Annotated in this window: 16 protein-coding genes and 1 tRNA gene; 10 read left to right on the top strand and 7 right to left on the bottom strand. The window is 36.1% G+C overall.

The annotated features are described in order from the left end of the window. Nucleotides 1-201: 201 nt before the first annotated feature. From Q8865_08950 to Q8865_08970, 5 genes are all read left to right on the top strand, one after another. Entirely contained in the window at nt 202-804 is a 603-nt protein-coding gene (locus Q8865_08950; GenBank protein MDP4153546.1) for a TetR/AcrR family transcriptional regulator, read from the top strand. After that, nucleotides 801-1,646, top strand: a complete 846-nt coding sequence (locus Q8865_08955; GenBank protein ID MDP4153547.1) for an ABC transporter ATP-binding protein — start codon at nt 801-803, stop codon at nt 1,644-1,646. Before Q8865_08950 ends, Q8865_08955 begins: the two co-directional genes overlap by 4 nt. Continuing rightward, entirely contained in the window at nt 1,643-2,326 is a 684-nt protein-coding gene (locus Q8865_08960) for an ABC transporter (GenBank protein ID MDP4153548.1), read from the top strand. Before Q8865_08955 ends, Q8865_08960 begins: the two co-directional genes overlap by 4 nt. Beyond that, nucleotides 2,323-3,036, top strand: a complete 714-nt coding sequence (locus tag Q8865_08965; protein ID MDP4153549.1) for a hypothetical protein — start codon at nt 2,323-2,325, stop codon at nt 3,034-3,036. Before Q8865_08960 ends, Q8865_08965 begins: the two co-directional genes overlap by 4 nt. Nucleotides 3,037-3,212: 176 nt before the next feature. Then, the gene (locus Q8865_08970) at nt 3,213-4,343 is read left to right on the top strand and encodes a GGDEF domain-containing protein (GenBank protein ID MDP4153550.1); all 1,131 of its coding nucleotides are present in this window, start codon (nt 3,213-3,215) and stop codon (nt 4,341-4,343) included. 28 nt (nt 4,344-4,371) lie between these two features. Here Q8865_08970 and Q8865_08975 read toward each other — a convergent pair whose 3' ends face one another. Both Q8865_08975 and Q8865_08980 read right to left on the bottom strand, forming a co-directional pair. Further along, the gene (locus tag Q8865_08975) at nt 4,372-4,896 is read right to left on the bottom strand and encodes a hypothetical protein (protein MDP4153551.1); all 525 of its coding nucleotides are present in this window, start codon (nt 4,894-4,896) and stop codon (nt 4,372-4,374) included. 11 nt (nt 4,897-4,907) lie between these two features. Next, nucleotides 4,908-5,435: an ImmA/IrrE family metallo-endopeptidase gene (locus tag Q8865_08980; protein MDP4153552.1), complete on the bottom strand. Its 528-nt coding sequence runs from the start codon at nt 5,433-5,435 to the stop codon at nt 4,908-4,910. A gap of 237 nt (nt 5,436-5,672) precedes the next feature. Here Q8865_08980 and Q8865_08985 point away from each other — a divergent pair, with 237 nt between their 5' ends. The 4 genes from Q8865_08985 to Q8865_09000 all read left to right on the top strand — a co-directional run bounded on the left by Q8865_08985 (nt 5,673) and on the right by Q8865_09000 (nt 8,091). Continuing rightward, complete coding sequence (locus Q8865_08985; protein ID MDP4153553.1) at nt 5,673-6,449, top strand: polysaccharide deacetylase family protein; 777 nt, start codon at nt 5,673-5,675, stop codon at nt 6,447-6,449. A gap of 96 nt (nt 6,450-6,545) precedes the next feature. Further along, on the top strand, nt 6,546-6,905 hold the full coding sequence (locus tag Q8865_08990; GenBank protein MDP4153554.1) for a hypothetical protein: 360 nt from the start codon (nt 6,546-6,548) through the stop codon (nt 6,903-6,905). A gap of 15 nt (nt 6,906-6,920) precedes the next feature. Then, nucleotides 6,921-7,505, top strand: a complete 585-nt coding sequence (locus Q8865_08995) for a helix-turn-helix domain-containing protein (protein MDP4153555.1) — start codon at nt 6,921-6,923, stop codon at nt 7,503-7,505. Between the two features lies 1 nt (nt 7,506). Then, entirely contained in the window at nt 7,507-8,091 is a 585-nt protein-coding gene (locus Q8865_09000) for an AAA family ATPase (GenBank protein ID MDP4153556.1), read from the top strand. Between the two features lie 89 nt (nt 8,092-8,180). Here the strand turns inward: Q8865_09000 and Q8865_09005 are convergent, their stop codons facing one another. Continuing rightward, the gene (locus tag Q8865_09005; protein MDP4153557.1) at nt 8,181-9,650 is read right to left on the bottom strand and encodes a hypothetical protein; all 1,470 of its coding nucleotides are present in this window, start codon (nt 9,648-9,650) and stop codon (nt 8,181-8,183) included. Nucleotides 9,651-9,713: 63 nt separating this feature from the next. Continuing rightward, a complete protein-coding gene (locus Q8865_09010) occupies nt 9,714-10,823 on the bottom strand; it encodes an S-layer homology domain-containing protein (GenBank protein ID MDP4153558.1) in 1,110 nt (369 codons plus the stop codon). A 216-nt stretch (nt 10,824-11,039) separates the two neighbouring features. On the opposite strand from Q8865_09010, the gene Q8865_09015 reads away from it, so the two are divergent. Further along, nucleotides 11,040-11,894, top strand: coding sequence for an AraC family transcriptional regulator (locus tag Q8865_09015; protein MDP4153559.1), 855 nt, complete (start codon nt 11,040-11,042; stop codon nt 11,892-11,894). 215 nt (nt 11,895-12,109) lie between these two features. Here Q8865_09015 and Q8865_09020 read toward each other — a convergent pair. The 3 genes from Q8865_09020 to Q8865_09030 form a co-directional block, all read right to left on the bottom strand. Further along, nucleotides 12,110-12,201 (bottom strand) — tRNA-Ser (locus Q8865_09020). A 115-nt stretch (nt 12,202-12,316) separates the two neighbouring features. Next, nucleotides 12,317-12,841, bottom strand: coding sequence for a flavodoxin family protein (locus tag Q8865_09025; GenBank protein MDP4153560.1), 525 nt, complete (start codon nt 12,839-12,841; stop codon nt 12,317-12,319). Between the two features lies 1 nt (nt 12,842). Beyond that, a partial coding sequence (locus tag Q8865_09030; protein ID MDP4153561.1) for an aspartate carbamoyltransferase occupies nt 12,843-13,399 on the bottom strand: 557 nt, incomplete at its 5' end.

Here is a 13,399-nt window from a genome sequence, read left to right on the forward strand (position 1 = left end):
ATCTTTTTTGCCCCAACATATTCATGAATGTAATGTAATAAAGGGATTTGAGCCCTCGTGGTTCAAGTCTCTTTATTTATGAATAAGAAAATTTTATCTTAAGTTCTATTAAAATAATAAGTAGGCTTGACAAATGACAGTAAGCATGATACTATTTGACTGTTTAAACTAAAATAGTCAAATAGTATCGGAGGGATTACTATGCCTAAAAGCTTTTCAGATGCTGAGCGAGCTTATATCAAAAGCAAGTTAATAGATTCAGCCAAAGCTTGCCTTTCACAATATGGTGTTCGCAAGACAACAGTCGATGAGCTTGTAAAAAGAGCTAAAATTCCGAAGGGAACTTTTTATCTCTTTTACGACTCCAAGGAACTTTTATTCTTTGATATTTTGTGCGAGTTTCACGATGAAATGCACAGAAAGCTGTTGAAAGAAGCTGAAAGCATAAGAAATGATATCAACCCGCAAAAGCTGACCGATCTGATTTTCGGAATCTATAAAATGATAGAAGAATCCTTTATAGTGTGTTTTTTGAATGACGGAGAAATGGAACGGCTGCTTCGCAAACTTCCCCCTGAGATCGCCCAAAAACATGTGTTGAAAGATAATTTTGATGTTGAAAACTTGTTTGCCGTCGCGCCACAGCTTAAGGGAATGGACACTAAAGCGATGAGTGCAGCGCTTAGAGCGCTCTTTTTTACGATTTTGTATAAAAAAGAAATCGGTGAAAGCGTTTATGACAATTCATTAAAAATTTTAATTCACGGCGTTGTCTTGCAGATGTTTGGGGAGGATAAACAATGATCTGCGTCAAAGAATTAAGTTTCAGTTACATCCGAAAGCCGTTCATCGAGGATATAAATTTTACCGTTGGTCAAGGTGAAATATTCGGGTTCCTTGGTCCTTCAGGTGCGGGTAAAAGTACACTTCAGAAAATCCTGACTGGGCTTATCGGCAATTATGTAGGAAGCGTCACGGTTAACGGCATGGAAGTCAGAAACCATGGCAAAGACTTCTACGAACGTATCGGCGTTGATTTTGAATTTCCCAGCCTGTACGAAAAACTAACGGCAAAAGAAAACCTGCAATATTTTGCATCGCTTTATAAAAAGCAAGGCGATATCTGTAAACTTCTTGAAAGCGTCGGGCTTTCTTCCGATGCGGATAAAAAAGTCGCAGATTTTTCAAAGGGAATGAAATCACGGCTCAATTTTATCAAAGCCCTTCTGCATGATCCTGAAATTCTTTTTCTTGACGAGCCTACTTCAGGTCTTGATCCATCCAATGCAAGGCAGATGAAAGATATCATTTTGTCCGAAAAAGGTAAGGGCAAAACCGTTATTTTGACTACACATAATATGTACGACGCAACAGAATTATGTGACCGGGTGGCATTTATTGTCGATGGCAGGCTCAAGGCTCTTGATACGCCTCATAACCTTATTATGTCAAAAGGTGCATCAAAAATTGAATATTCCTATCTGGAAAACGGGAAAGAAAAGAAAATTCAAACACCACTTAGCCGGGTAAGTGAGGATATTACCCTCTCAAAGCTAATTGCAGCCAACCGGCTACAGTCTATTCACAGCAGTGAACCCACACTGAACGACATTTTTGTTGAGATTACCGGGAGGCGGCTGCAATGAGACAAAAGGCTCTGTTTCTTGGTGATATACGCTTTCAGTTCAAATATGGTTTATATTTTATTTATCTTGTTTTTACTCTAATCTACATAATGCTGGTTTACGTTCTTCCTGAATCTTGGAGGAATATGGCAGGTATCCTGATGATTTTCTCCGACCCCGCTGAAATCGGGCTTTACTTCATGGGCGCCATTATACTATTCGAGAAAAGCGAGAGGGTAATTAACAGTATTGCGGTTTCACCGGTTAAGCCCTTTGAATATGTATTCTCCAAGCTTTTCTCCATGGCTGTTATTTCCACGATTGCTGCGTCTGCAATCGGGTTTGGCACTGGAATCGTCCGCAATGCCGTTGTGTTTCTTCTAAGTATCTTCTTATGTTCCTGCCTCTTTTCTGCCATAGGGCTAATAATTGCTGCCAAAATATCCACCCTAAACGGATTCATTATAGCAACTATCCTGCCACAGCTAATCATCAATATTCCAGTGTTCGCATGGCTATTCGGCTGGAAGAAGCTGTGGCTTTTGTTTCATCCCGGCATCGGCATGATAGAGCTATGCACAAGCGGTTCGTATGGATTCGTTTCGTTTTTTACACTGATTTTTTGGACTGCAATTTTTGCAATAATTGCCGTATTAACAACTCAAAAAATGTTTCTGAAAGTTGGGGGTGCAAAGCTGTGAAACCACAAATACATTCTTTCAGGATGTTTCTTCGACAGATCTGGAATGATGAAATGCTTGCCGCAGTTTTCATTGCGCCTCTCCTTGTTGCCTGCCTGATCCGTTTTGGAGTGCCATCGCTTGAAAGCCTGCTCTGCAGTTATTTTCATCAGCGAGCGGTTCTAAGCGAATATTACCTGTTGTTTGATTTATTTCTAAGTATTCTGACTCCCTATATGTTCTGTTTTGCTTCCGCCATGGTAATGTTGACCGAATACGATGAAAATATGACCAACTACATGGCTGTAACGCCAATCGGACGTAAAGGTTATCTAATTTCGAGACTTGTATTTCCCTCGGTCATTTCTCTTTTTGTTTCGCTTTTGCTTATGCACTGGTTTACTCTCACTATCTGGCAATTTCCAGTGACTGTTTTGATATGTTTTCTGAATTGTATATTAAGTATTGTAACTTCATTATTTATTTTTTCATTTTCCCATAACCGTGTGGAAGGGCTGGCAATGGGTAAACTATCTGCTCTTATAATAGCAGGGCTACCCGTTCCTTTTTTCCTTTTTACAAAAGTGCAATACCTATTCTTTTTCTTACCTTCCTTCTGGATTGCAAAACTGTGCCTTACGAAAAATATGCTGTTTTTCCTTCCGGCAATTGTAATATCCGCAGTATGGGTTTGGGCGCTTTACCGAAAGTTCTCGTTAAAGCTTATATGATTATAAAAAGATCCTAATTTTTTAACTTCTTTTTTCACACTAAATGTAATAAAGGGATTTGAACCATAGCGGTTCAAATCCCTTTGAGATAAGTATAAAAAAAACATGCGTAAAATATTAAAATATGTTATTATAGTATTAAAACAACCTATTTCAGAGGTCTTATGCTAAAGTTCATGTACGTAGAAATAAATATATTTGCTCTTGTGATTTTATTTCTTATTTTTTTTAACATGTACCACAGATCCATCTCCCATTTGATTGAGCAACGCTTATTTCTTGCATTGCTTTGGAGCAATGTCGCTATTTTAATTTTAGACACTATAATGTGGATCGTAGACGGTAAGAACGGACTATATTTAAGAGAATTTTATTACGTTATCACAGCCTTATACTATACTATGAATCCAGTAATAAGTATGATATGGTCATTTTATGCAGATTATCAAATATATCGAAATAAAAAACGGTTAAAAAAATTACTTCTTCCTTTGATTTCACCAGTGCTGGCTAATATGGTATTATCCTTTCTAAGTATAAAAAATAAACTTCTTTTTAATATTGATAATAACAATATTTATCACAGGGGCAAATTTTTCCTCTTAATGGCAAGCATAAGCTATATTTACCTATTCTTTACATTGATTTTGATTATAGTGAAGCAAAAGAAAATTCAAAACAATAATTTTATACCTATTTTGGCTTTTGCAATACCCCCATTCGTTGGTGGTATAATTCAAAGTTTTTATTACGGAGTATCTTTGGTCTGGGTATGTATGACCATCTCTATTTTAATTATTTTTCTAAATCTCCAGAATGATCAGCTTTACAGGGATCATCTCACTGGTCTTTTCAATAGGAGACAGTTAGATAACTATATAAAACAGCTCATACATAGCAACACTTTGCTCGCCGGAATTATGATAGATTTGGATTCTTTTAAAAAAATAAATGATTTGTATGGTCATGATGCAGGAGATCAGGCTCTGATATATACTGCTAAAATTCTAAAAAAGACGTTTAAAAATGATTTCATTGCAAGATACGGCGGAGATGAATTTATTGTAATGATGGAAATCAGCAATAAATCCGAGCTTACTACTGTAATTGAGTCGTTAAAGAATAATATTAATTACTTTAACAGTCAAAAAATCGTACCCTATAAAATCAGTGTAAGTATTGGCTTTGATTTTTTAAACTGTAAAAATCAAAAAACAGTACAAAGATTTTTTAAACATATAGATAATTTGATGTACAAAGATAAGTTGCATAAGGAACATCCGTTTATAATCAAAGCCTCCGGCTGAGTCGGAGGCTTAAACCCAAAAGAATGAGTTAATACTCGTTCTTTTTTTCTAATTCATTTAAAGTTGGTCCGTTACTATGTAATTCCCTTGTTTTAAAATCATTTTGCTGCATAGTTTTGACCATATCTGCAACCTTATCATCCTCATCAAGCGGAAAAAGATATTTTGCAATGATTTGCGGAATTATAATAAGTGTAGATAAGATCGTCGCAAAAGAAGAAATTACAAGCGTAATATCTGCGCTATTTCCTACACCTTTAAATGCAATAATCATTAATACAGCGATAGCTCCAAATATCGAAATGCAAAAAATAATCATTACAATATTAAAAAATCTTTTTTTATAATATCTGTTACTTTTATGACGAAAATCAAAATCCGTTACATAGGCGTTCAATAGTGCTGTGTACAGATCACTCCTGTCTGAAAGCTCAAGCTCTTCATTCTTAAGCAGAGTATTTGACTGCTTAATTTCAACAGGATTGCTTTGCAGAATTTTCACATTTTCATTGAGAATTTCTTCAAAGCTTTTTTCTTTAACGGCACTATCCATACAAATACCGCCTAACTAATAATTTTAAGTTGTAGCAATCGTATCCTCGCAGCTGACAAAGAGACTTGAAAAATATCGGAGATAATTATTTCTAAGATTGAATCCGGCAAAATTCCATATAGCCTATCCTTAGCTGCATTAATAGCATTATTAAGCAATTTTTCGGGCATTAATAAATTAGATGCAAAAAAATTGGCGTCGCTCTCAGCCGAACTACTCTTCCCCTCATCCCTGTGTGCATATAGCTTAATAGAATCACAGTCCTGTAGAAAATAATGCGCCAGTTCATGTGCAATTGTAAATCTTCTCCGCATAGCAGCATCATATTTATTAATTACTATAACTTTATTGCTTCCAAAATTGTCTATGGGTTTTTCTTTATCAACCATTATCATACCCGAAACTTTCTGTGGCAAATATTGTTCATAGACCCTAAAGCCATTATTATGAGCAATTCCAATTACATCAACGGGATAGTTTTGAATTTTTGATGACTCGATAACTTCATTTACCCTATTTATTATTTCATCTTTATTCACACAATTCACTCCCTTACTAATAACCATCCCATTACATTATAGTTATTAGTTTAGTAGTTGTCTACAAAAAATAAGAAATTTTTTCCAGTATTATATATTTTAAATAATAATAAATAATAACCTTTAAAGAAAACGTTTTTGTTATTATTACTGTTAAGGACAAGATAAATTTATAACTAATACATGCTTTATTGCAAAAAATAAAGAAAATAATAAAACAAGCTAGGCATATAAATAATGAATAAACTAAAAAGTAACCATTTTTTTGTTTTCGCTATAATACTAACTTTAACAATTACTTTGTTTAGCAGCCCTTGCCTGCTTAAGCCCTCAAGCCTATATTTAAAGTTACGATATGATAAATCGGGTATACCCGTTCTAATGTATCATTCAATAAAAACTATAAAAGGGAATACTCTCTGTGTTTCCGAAAAACAGTTTGATATGGAAATGCATTGGCTTTACAGTCAGGGTTATCATACTTTAAATATTGAAGAATTCAGTAGCGCTTTATATAATACGGTAACATTACCTCCGAAATCAATTTTGATCACTTTTGATGATGGATATATAGACAATTATAATATTGCCAGCTCAATTTTACGCAGATATGGCTTTAAAGCAACATTTTTTATAATAACTGACTTTGTAAAAAAGCCCGATAGAATCAATTGGATTCAGCTTAAAGAACTAATAAACCTTGGTAACTCAATTGGAAGCCATTCTGTTCGGCATCTTGATCTTTCTACACTTTCTTTAAAACAACAAGAATATGAACTTGGGATTTCAAAACAAGTATTAGAAAAAAATCTGGGTATAAACATTACTGCATTCTGTTTTCCATCAGGTCGTTATAATGAAACAACTTTAGCTCTACTGCCCAAACTAGGATATAAACTTGGTTTTACAACACAACAGGGTTTTGTTCACCCCCATGATAATAAATTTATGCTCAAAAGAGTTCGAATATACGGCGGTATGCCTTACACCGTCTTTCAAAAACTTTTCACCTAAATTAGACTAGAATATTGACTTAATAATGCTTTTATTTTAATATATATTTGAACGCCGTTCAATACTCCGTTCAAATATATATTAATGAGGTTACTTATGAAAAACGTCTCGATCCTAATTTTTGAAGTAATTTTAACAGGTCTTTTCTTATTTTTAGGTCTAACTGGGAAAAAGCTCTTCTTTCTTCAGGGGGCGCGGTCTTCTGTAATCACTCTTGGGATAATAGGAATGCTTCTTTGCACTATCAGCGTCGGTAAATTCATTTCATCTGCCCCTTCAAACCCGCTAACTATTTTAGGATACATATTTGGCACGATAGCCATGATTGCCTTTTTAACTCAAGTATTTAATTGGAATATCCCCATTTTCAATAATTCAAAGTCTGCTTTGATTATTTTAGCTGTTTCTTTAATTGCAAAAGGGACAATTGCAAGATTTAATCAGTTAATAAAGTAGAAGGCGGTATACACCTTGAATAAAAATGTAAAAAATGTTATCATCAAGGCTGCAATACAACTTATAGAACAGCGCGGAAGCAATCTTGACAGTATCACAATTCGGGACATATGTGAAGCTGCCCATGTGGGGACAGGCCTTGTTAACTATCATTTTCAGTCAAAAGATAAATTGATTGAAAACTGCGTACAGATCATAATCGGAGATGTTATAAATAAAACTGATTTAGTGTATAAAGGTTTGGAAGGAAAAACACCTGAAGAAAAACTTAGGATTATGGCAAAGTACACCTGCGGTTTCCTTGCGGAAAATGAAAATATCTCACGTATTTCAATATTGACTGACATGTCATCAACATTTGCAAATGACAACACTCTACAGACAGTTAAAGCCTTCCTTCCTATTGTCAAAGAAGTGTGTTACGGTAAAAGTGATGAAGATATAAAAGAAAAAACATACTTTTTAACTTTATCATTACAAGGCCTTTTTTTAAGAAGCAGGAAGCTTAAAGAAGAGATGGATTTTGATTTTTTTAATAAGGGTCAGCGTGATAAAATGGTTGACAAAATAATAGATCTCATAATAAAGAACGGAGTCTAAAATGAAAAAACTTATATTAGTAACGTCACCGCCTGCATGTGGCAAAACCTTTGTCTCAAAACAGCTTGCTAAAGCTTTGAGGCATGTTGTCTATCTTGATAAAGACACATTGATCCCGCTGTCAAAACAGATCTTCCAGGTTGCTGGTGAAGAATATAACCGAAGTTCCGATTTTTTCAATAAGAATATCCGTGATTTTGAATATGAAACTATTGTAAATCTAGCACTTGAGGCATTGGACTATGACAGCATTGTTCTTATTAATGCTCCTTTTACAAAAGAAATTCGTGATAAAAATTATGTCGACAATCTGAAAGCAAACTTAACTGAAAAAGACGCATCATTAGTTGTAGTTTGGGTTGAAACATCTATAGATGTTTGCCGTCAAAGAATGATAGCTCGTAATTCAGACCGAGACACTTGGAAACTGTCACATTGGGATGAATATATACAAAGCTGCAATTTTAATATTCCATCTACACTTGATGATTCAAATGTAAAAGATGATCTAATCATTTTTAAGAACTCGTCAGACGAGGAATTCAACGAATCCTTAAAACAAACCGTTGCTATTTTAGAGGAATAGCTCGCAATGAGGTACACTCTGATTTCACCAAATGAATCCAGGAAAAGCCGGCGTAATTTTCGCCGGCTTTTATTAGCTTTTAGGATAATTTAATAAATTTGAACAGATACGTTGGATATTTTCAAATTAGATTGAGCTAGGAACACCTGTATGCGATATTTGCCCATGGCAAATAGAAAAACTCCTTCGTTTTTTTGATAGTCTACAAACTCTTTGTAGTCATCGTAGCATGATAGTGCAGCCCTGTAAGGTTCGACAAGGTCTTTAAAATCTTCATTTTCACAATACTGGGTGTTGTATATTTTAAAGAGCAACTCATCCGAGGGTTGAATAGTATTATAGCCATCGTCTGTTGAAAAATTTACTGATGGAATCAAATCGTCCGGATACCATGCCGGTGCATTTTTATCCGAACTGACCATATCCTTAAAGTCTTCAGATAAATTCATCAGTTTTTTCATATCCTCCGGATCATTTGGATTAAGCCCTTTAAATTCAGAATAATCGTATGATGATGCACCATACTTTTGTCTGTATAAATATGAAAGCATCTTTTTTGTTTTGTCTGCCTCATTCTGAAGAGCGGCATCTTCAGAGTTGGAGTGTAAACTACCGCAAAAATATATATTTTTCCCTATAGGTTCTAACACTAATTGCTCTCCATCCAACAGTAGAATATAATCTCCTCCGGAGGTGTGCAAAGCCGCCATCTGAGCGAATTTGTCGCTCAGTTTTCCTCCTAACTTCCGATATTCTGTGCTGTCAAAAGCGCCTATAGAAAATGTAACCTTTTCGCTTATATTGTTTAAATCGTTGCCGTTGCCGCTTATCGAAAGCTGACCAGAATAGCTGTTTTTGCCCACGTCATGGGATGCTAAAAGGATAGCGGTATATTCTCCCCCACCGGATAAAGATTTAGGCCACAAGCTGTTGATATAAATAAGGCTTCCTGGTTCTAAAGATTTGCCGGCAGAAGGCTCTGACGTATCCTTAGTTAATTTTCCGTTAAAAACAAAATTCGCATAATCATGTAACTTTATCGTGAGCGATGCGTTTTCCCCATCCAGCTTAAGCACAAATGATGTTTTTTGCTGCAAAGTTCCATCTTTATTGATGTCTAAACGAAACGGTGCGTCTAGCAGCATGGTTTCCGTGCTTCTATCCTCAGTAATACTTCCTGTAAGGGTAATCATCCCTTCCTTATCAGGTGCTGCCTGAATCAGCCCGGTGCGGTAAATATACTTCTGATTTGAACTTGACTCACTATCTTGGACGTTCAGATTACGTGTCATAATGCCATAGCCCTCAAATACATTTGGCTTTGTTTCATTAAGAGTCAGTTCAAGTTTAACCGTTCCCGTGGTTTTAGAACTGCCGAGCGTGTTCAAATGCTCCGCCTCAGGATCATCTATTGTGTCACAAAAAACGATTTTGGGTATTCGGGATGAGAGATTCTTGCCAGAAAGGACGCTGCTTTGTGGTTCACTTCCGGCACATGCTGAAAAAATCATTAGCAGGCACAGCATCGCCACTGCGGTAAAAACAGTTCTTTTTTTCATAATTTGCCCTCACTATTTTACTGTTTAATAAAATCAAAAACTGATTTGGGCAAACAATTTCAATTAAGATAAACTTGGAATTTTTTCATACGTTCTTTCACTCAAAACAATAGCTTGTTCCCGAGTCGCCATTCCATAACCGGCCGCTTCCTGTGCTGTCGTAGTGGCTTTAGGCATGAAATTGCCGTTGGCATCTCCCGTAATAATGCCGATTTTCGACATATACTTTGTGGCTTCTACCGCCCAGCTTGATATGTAATTTTGATCTGGAAAATCTTTTACACCTTCAACGCTGTAATCCCCGTCTGGTTTGATGGCTTTGATTGCCCTAAACAACATCGCAGCGCATTGCTCCCTGTTAATCAGCACGTCCGGTGAGAATGTATCAGCGGATGTTCCCGTCGTGATGCCCAGTTTAAAAGCCTTCAATACCTGAGGATTTGTTGTATCAGTAAATGGATTCGGCGTTGCAGGTTCGCTTGCTTTTCCTGTTACCTTTTCATAAAGCAGCACAGCGAGCTCGCAAAATTCTTCACGGGTAATGGGCTTTGTCATATCGGCTCCAATCAGTATATCAGGAATAAGCCCTTGGCCGTATGCATTTTGGAGTTCTGGTTTAGCCCAGTCAGATATTTTTTTGTAATAGTTTCCCGAGTCGATGGACACTTCATTTGAAAAAGGCGAATATACGAAACTAACCGGTGAATCCTCATCTGCACGATATGCATATGCCAGCTGCATTTTTATAGTATATTTGTGATCTTTGATGACGATTTCCTGCGCATTGCCCTCGTCTTCAGGATATAATTTAGTTACTAAATAAGTATTCGGCTTGCCGGCAACGGCAAACCCATACGAATCATCAAAAAGGCATTCTGTTGTCCCGCCGGATAAATATTCCCATGAGCCATCATCTGTTTTCCAATAGTAATCAATCCATGTATAGCCGCCGGCAGGGCACTCTTTGCTTAAATCCAAAAAGCTTTGCGGAAAACTTGCCTCTAATTGAAAATATGGAACTCCGTCTTCATCATTTTGCACTTCTACTTTATTGATCGTTGCAGTTTCAACCGAGCTTGGAACACCCTCTGGGATATCTGATGCATATGCAAATGACATAAGACCAGCAACCATAGTAAATGCTAAAAAAACAGACAATATCTTTTTTTTCATGTTTATTCCTCCTGAAGTATTTACAATATCTTTACTAATCCTATTTTACTAAAATGAAGGAAGGACTGCATTCAAAAGACTGCTGTTTTTTTTTGAAATATTGCTGTTTCTAAATCATACTTTATCGGCTTTGCATTATTTATTTCAAATAATGACTATTAAAGCAGGTTATAGTATAATATTTAATATGATAGCTTACATCAGGGGGGATAGGAAATGAATCATACTGCTGATTTTATCAGCCAGATTCCTGATGGAGTCTTGCAGAAAACAGAGATGCATACATATGACAATATTACTTTGTTTAAACCGCTCTCCTATTTGGGCGGAGTAAAATTTGATGTCACCGATTATCACATTGTCATTCCTTCTGAAAATACTCCTGAAGCATTCTTTAATAATAAATTGATTCACGCCGAGGAAAGGCAAATTTTAGCCGTTAACCCGGGAGATACTGTTACCTGTTTAAAAAGTGCTCCTGCCAAGCCTTACTACTCTTTTTTAATAAAACCGGATCTTTTTCATAAAATTTCTGAGGAGATGAATTTTTCCGGGAGTATCAGGTTTGAAAAATTTTTGAATCCGTTTTCCGCCGATCTATATCTGACACTCAGAAATCTTGAACAGGAATATAACCGCCCCGATCGATTAAATTTGATAATGGATAGTCTCGAGATACAGGTTGCCGCCATACTATTACGCGAGTTTAAAACAAATATAAAAATGTACAATATGCCCCTCCTTCAGAGCGTAGATTCTTACATTCATTTGGCGATGGAATATATGCAAACTTATTTCAGTTCAAATATTACGCTTGATGATATTTGTAACGAAATCCATGTATCGCAATATCACTTTATCAGGATGTTCAGAAAAAAAACCGGCATGACCCCACATAGATATCTGCTTAAAGTACGTATAGAAAATGCAAAAGAACTTTTGACTGTCAAACATTATTCAGTTGCAGAAACAGCTGTACTATGCGGTTTCGATAATATTCCCCATTTTTCAGCAACATTTAAAAAATCAACCGGATATTCTCCGGTTGATTATAAAAAGCGACTTAATTGATCTATTTATGTTATCATTCTTTCTAAACGCATCTCTGGTGCTAAATACAATGAACTAACTTGCTTCTTATCATGCTGATTTTAAACGAGAAATTAATTCCTCATTTATTATCTTTAAATTGTGCATTTCATAAATCAAAAGAATGATTGATGACATTTTAATACAAAAGAAAGAAGCCAGACGACTCAATTACTTGAAACGCCTGACTTTATTTTTGGCGGAGAGAAAGGGATTCGAACCCTTGTACGGGTATTAGCCGTAACACGATTTCCAGTCGTGCGCCTTAGACCAGCTCAGCCATCTCTCCGAATGTGTGGTCTATAAACAAAACATCAGCTTTATTAGTATAACGACTTAGAATTTCAATGTCAATATTTTTTTTATAATTAATACGCTTATATAATGGCAAAATGGATAAATTATTACCCTAAACTCAGTCTCGCGTCTTTCGCAAGCTTACTAATCTGTTCATCTGAAACGCCCTTGTCCGTATGATCCAAGACATAAGCACCGCAAAATTCTGCACCCAGAAGATCGAAAACATAGCGCAGCATTACATCCGCTGAATAATCCCTGGCTTTGCCGCTTCCTGCTGTTATTAACGCAATTCCCTTCTTGGTTTTGGGCGTTTGACGAGAAGTGTTAAAAAGCTGCTGAAACCTGTCGATTATCACTTTAAGAGGAGCCGGAACTGTATCAAAATACAGTGGATATGCTATAACTATAACGTCAGCCTGCTTTAACGCCTCCAAAACATATTCCATACCGTCATTTATAACACAGCTTCCCGTTTTAGCACATGCATCACAGCCACTGCAAAAACTTTTATCCAGCTCATACGCATTAAAAATCTTTGCATCTGTATCAAGATTATTTAAAAAGGCAGTTAAAAGTTTTGCTGTTGACCCCTTTTTATGAGGCGATCCAAACAGCACTGCGGTTTTCATATTATAATACCTCATGGTCACAAAATGCACACAGTGTTTTGCCGCTTTCAGAATGTTTTATAAGATTTTTCAGATAAGGTTCTTTGGCTGTAATGCAGTTCGGGTTTGAGCATCTCATTTCCCCCGTTACAAGCTCTTCTTCCTTATCGTATTTGTTCATCACGTCATTCTCTATCAGTGTCATAATCAGAGCCATCCGGATGTACATACCATACTGCGCCTGCTTGAAATATATGCAGCGCGGATCTTCGTCGGCTTCATAAGTTATTTCATCAACTTTTGGCAGCGGATGTAAAACCACAAGTTCCTTTTTTGCTTTTTTTAGTTTGCCAGTATCCAGAATATATATTCCCGCCTGTTTTTTATAATCCTCTTCTGATGCAAAGCGTTCTTTTTGAATTCTAGTCATATAAAGGATATCAAGATCACCTATACATTCCTCAAGCGTACGAACTTCGGTAAATCTCTGACCGTGCTTATTTAAATAGTCTTTTATATATGAAGGAACACTCATCTCACTGGTTGAAATAAGATAAAACTCATTGTCTGAAAATCGTG

The sequence above is a fragment of the Bacillota bacterium genome, from assembly GCA_030705925.1.
Taxonomy (GTDB): domain Bacteria; phylum Bacillota; class Clostridia; order Oscillospirales; family Feifaniaceae; genus JAUZPM01.

Coding starts and splice junctions, on each gene's coding strand:
- Q8865_08950 (MDP4153546.1), top strand. CDS start 202: ATGCCTAAAAGCTTTTCAGATGCTGAGCGAGCTTATATCAAAAGCAAG.
- Q8865_08955 (MDP4153547.1), top strand. CDS start 801: ATGATCTGCGTCAAAGAATTAAGTTTCAGTTACATCCGAAAGCCGTTC.
- Q8865_08960 (MDP4153548.1), top strand. CDS start 1,643: ATGAGACAAAAGGCTCTGTTTCTTGGTGATATACGCTTTCAGTTCAAA.
- Q8865_08970 (MDP4153550.1), top strand. CDS start 3,213: ATGTACGTAGAAATAAATATATTTGCTCTTGTGATTTTATTTCTTATT.
- Q8865_08975 (MDP4153551.1), bottom strand. CDS start 4,896: ATGGATAGTGCCGTTAAAGAAAAAAGCTTTGAAGAAATTCTCAATGAA.
- Q8865_08985 (MDP4153553.1), top strand. CDS start 5,673: ATGAATAAACTAAAAAGTAACCATTTTTTTGTTTTCGCTATAATACTA.
- Q8865_08990 (MDP4153554.1), top strand. CDS start 6,546: ATGAAAAACGTCTCGATCCTAATTTTTGAAGTAATTTTAACAGGTCTT.
- Q8865_09000 (MDP4153556.1), top strand. CDS start 7,507: ATGAAAAAACTTATATTAGTAACGTCACCGCCTGCATGTGGCAAAACC.
- Q8865_09005 (MDP4153557.1), bottom strand. CDS start 9,650: ATGAAAAAAAGAACTGTTTTTACCGCAGTGGCGATGCTGTGCCTGCTA.
- Q8865_09010 (MDP4153558.1), bottom strand. CDS start 10,823: ATGAAAAAAAAGATATTGTCTGTTTTTTTAGCATTTACTATGGTTGCT.
- Q8865_09015 (MDP4153559.1), top strand. CDS start 11,040: ATGAATCATACTGCTGATTTTATCAGCCAGATTCCTGATGGAGTCTTG.
- Q8865_09025 (MDP4153560.1), bottom strand. CDS start 12,841: ATGAAAACCGCAGTGCTGTTTGGATCGCCTCATAAAAAGGGGTCAACA.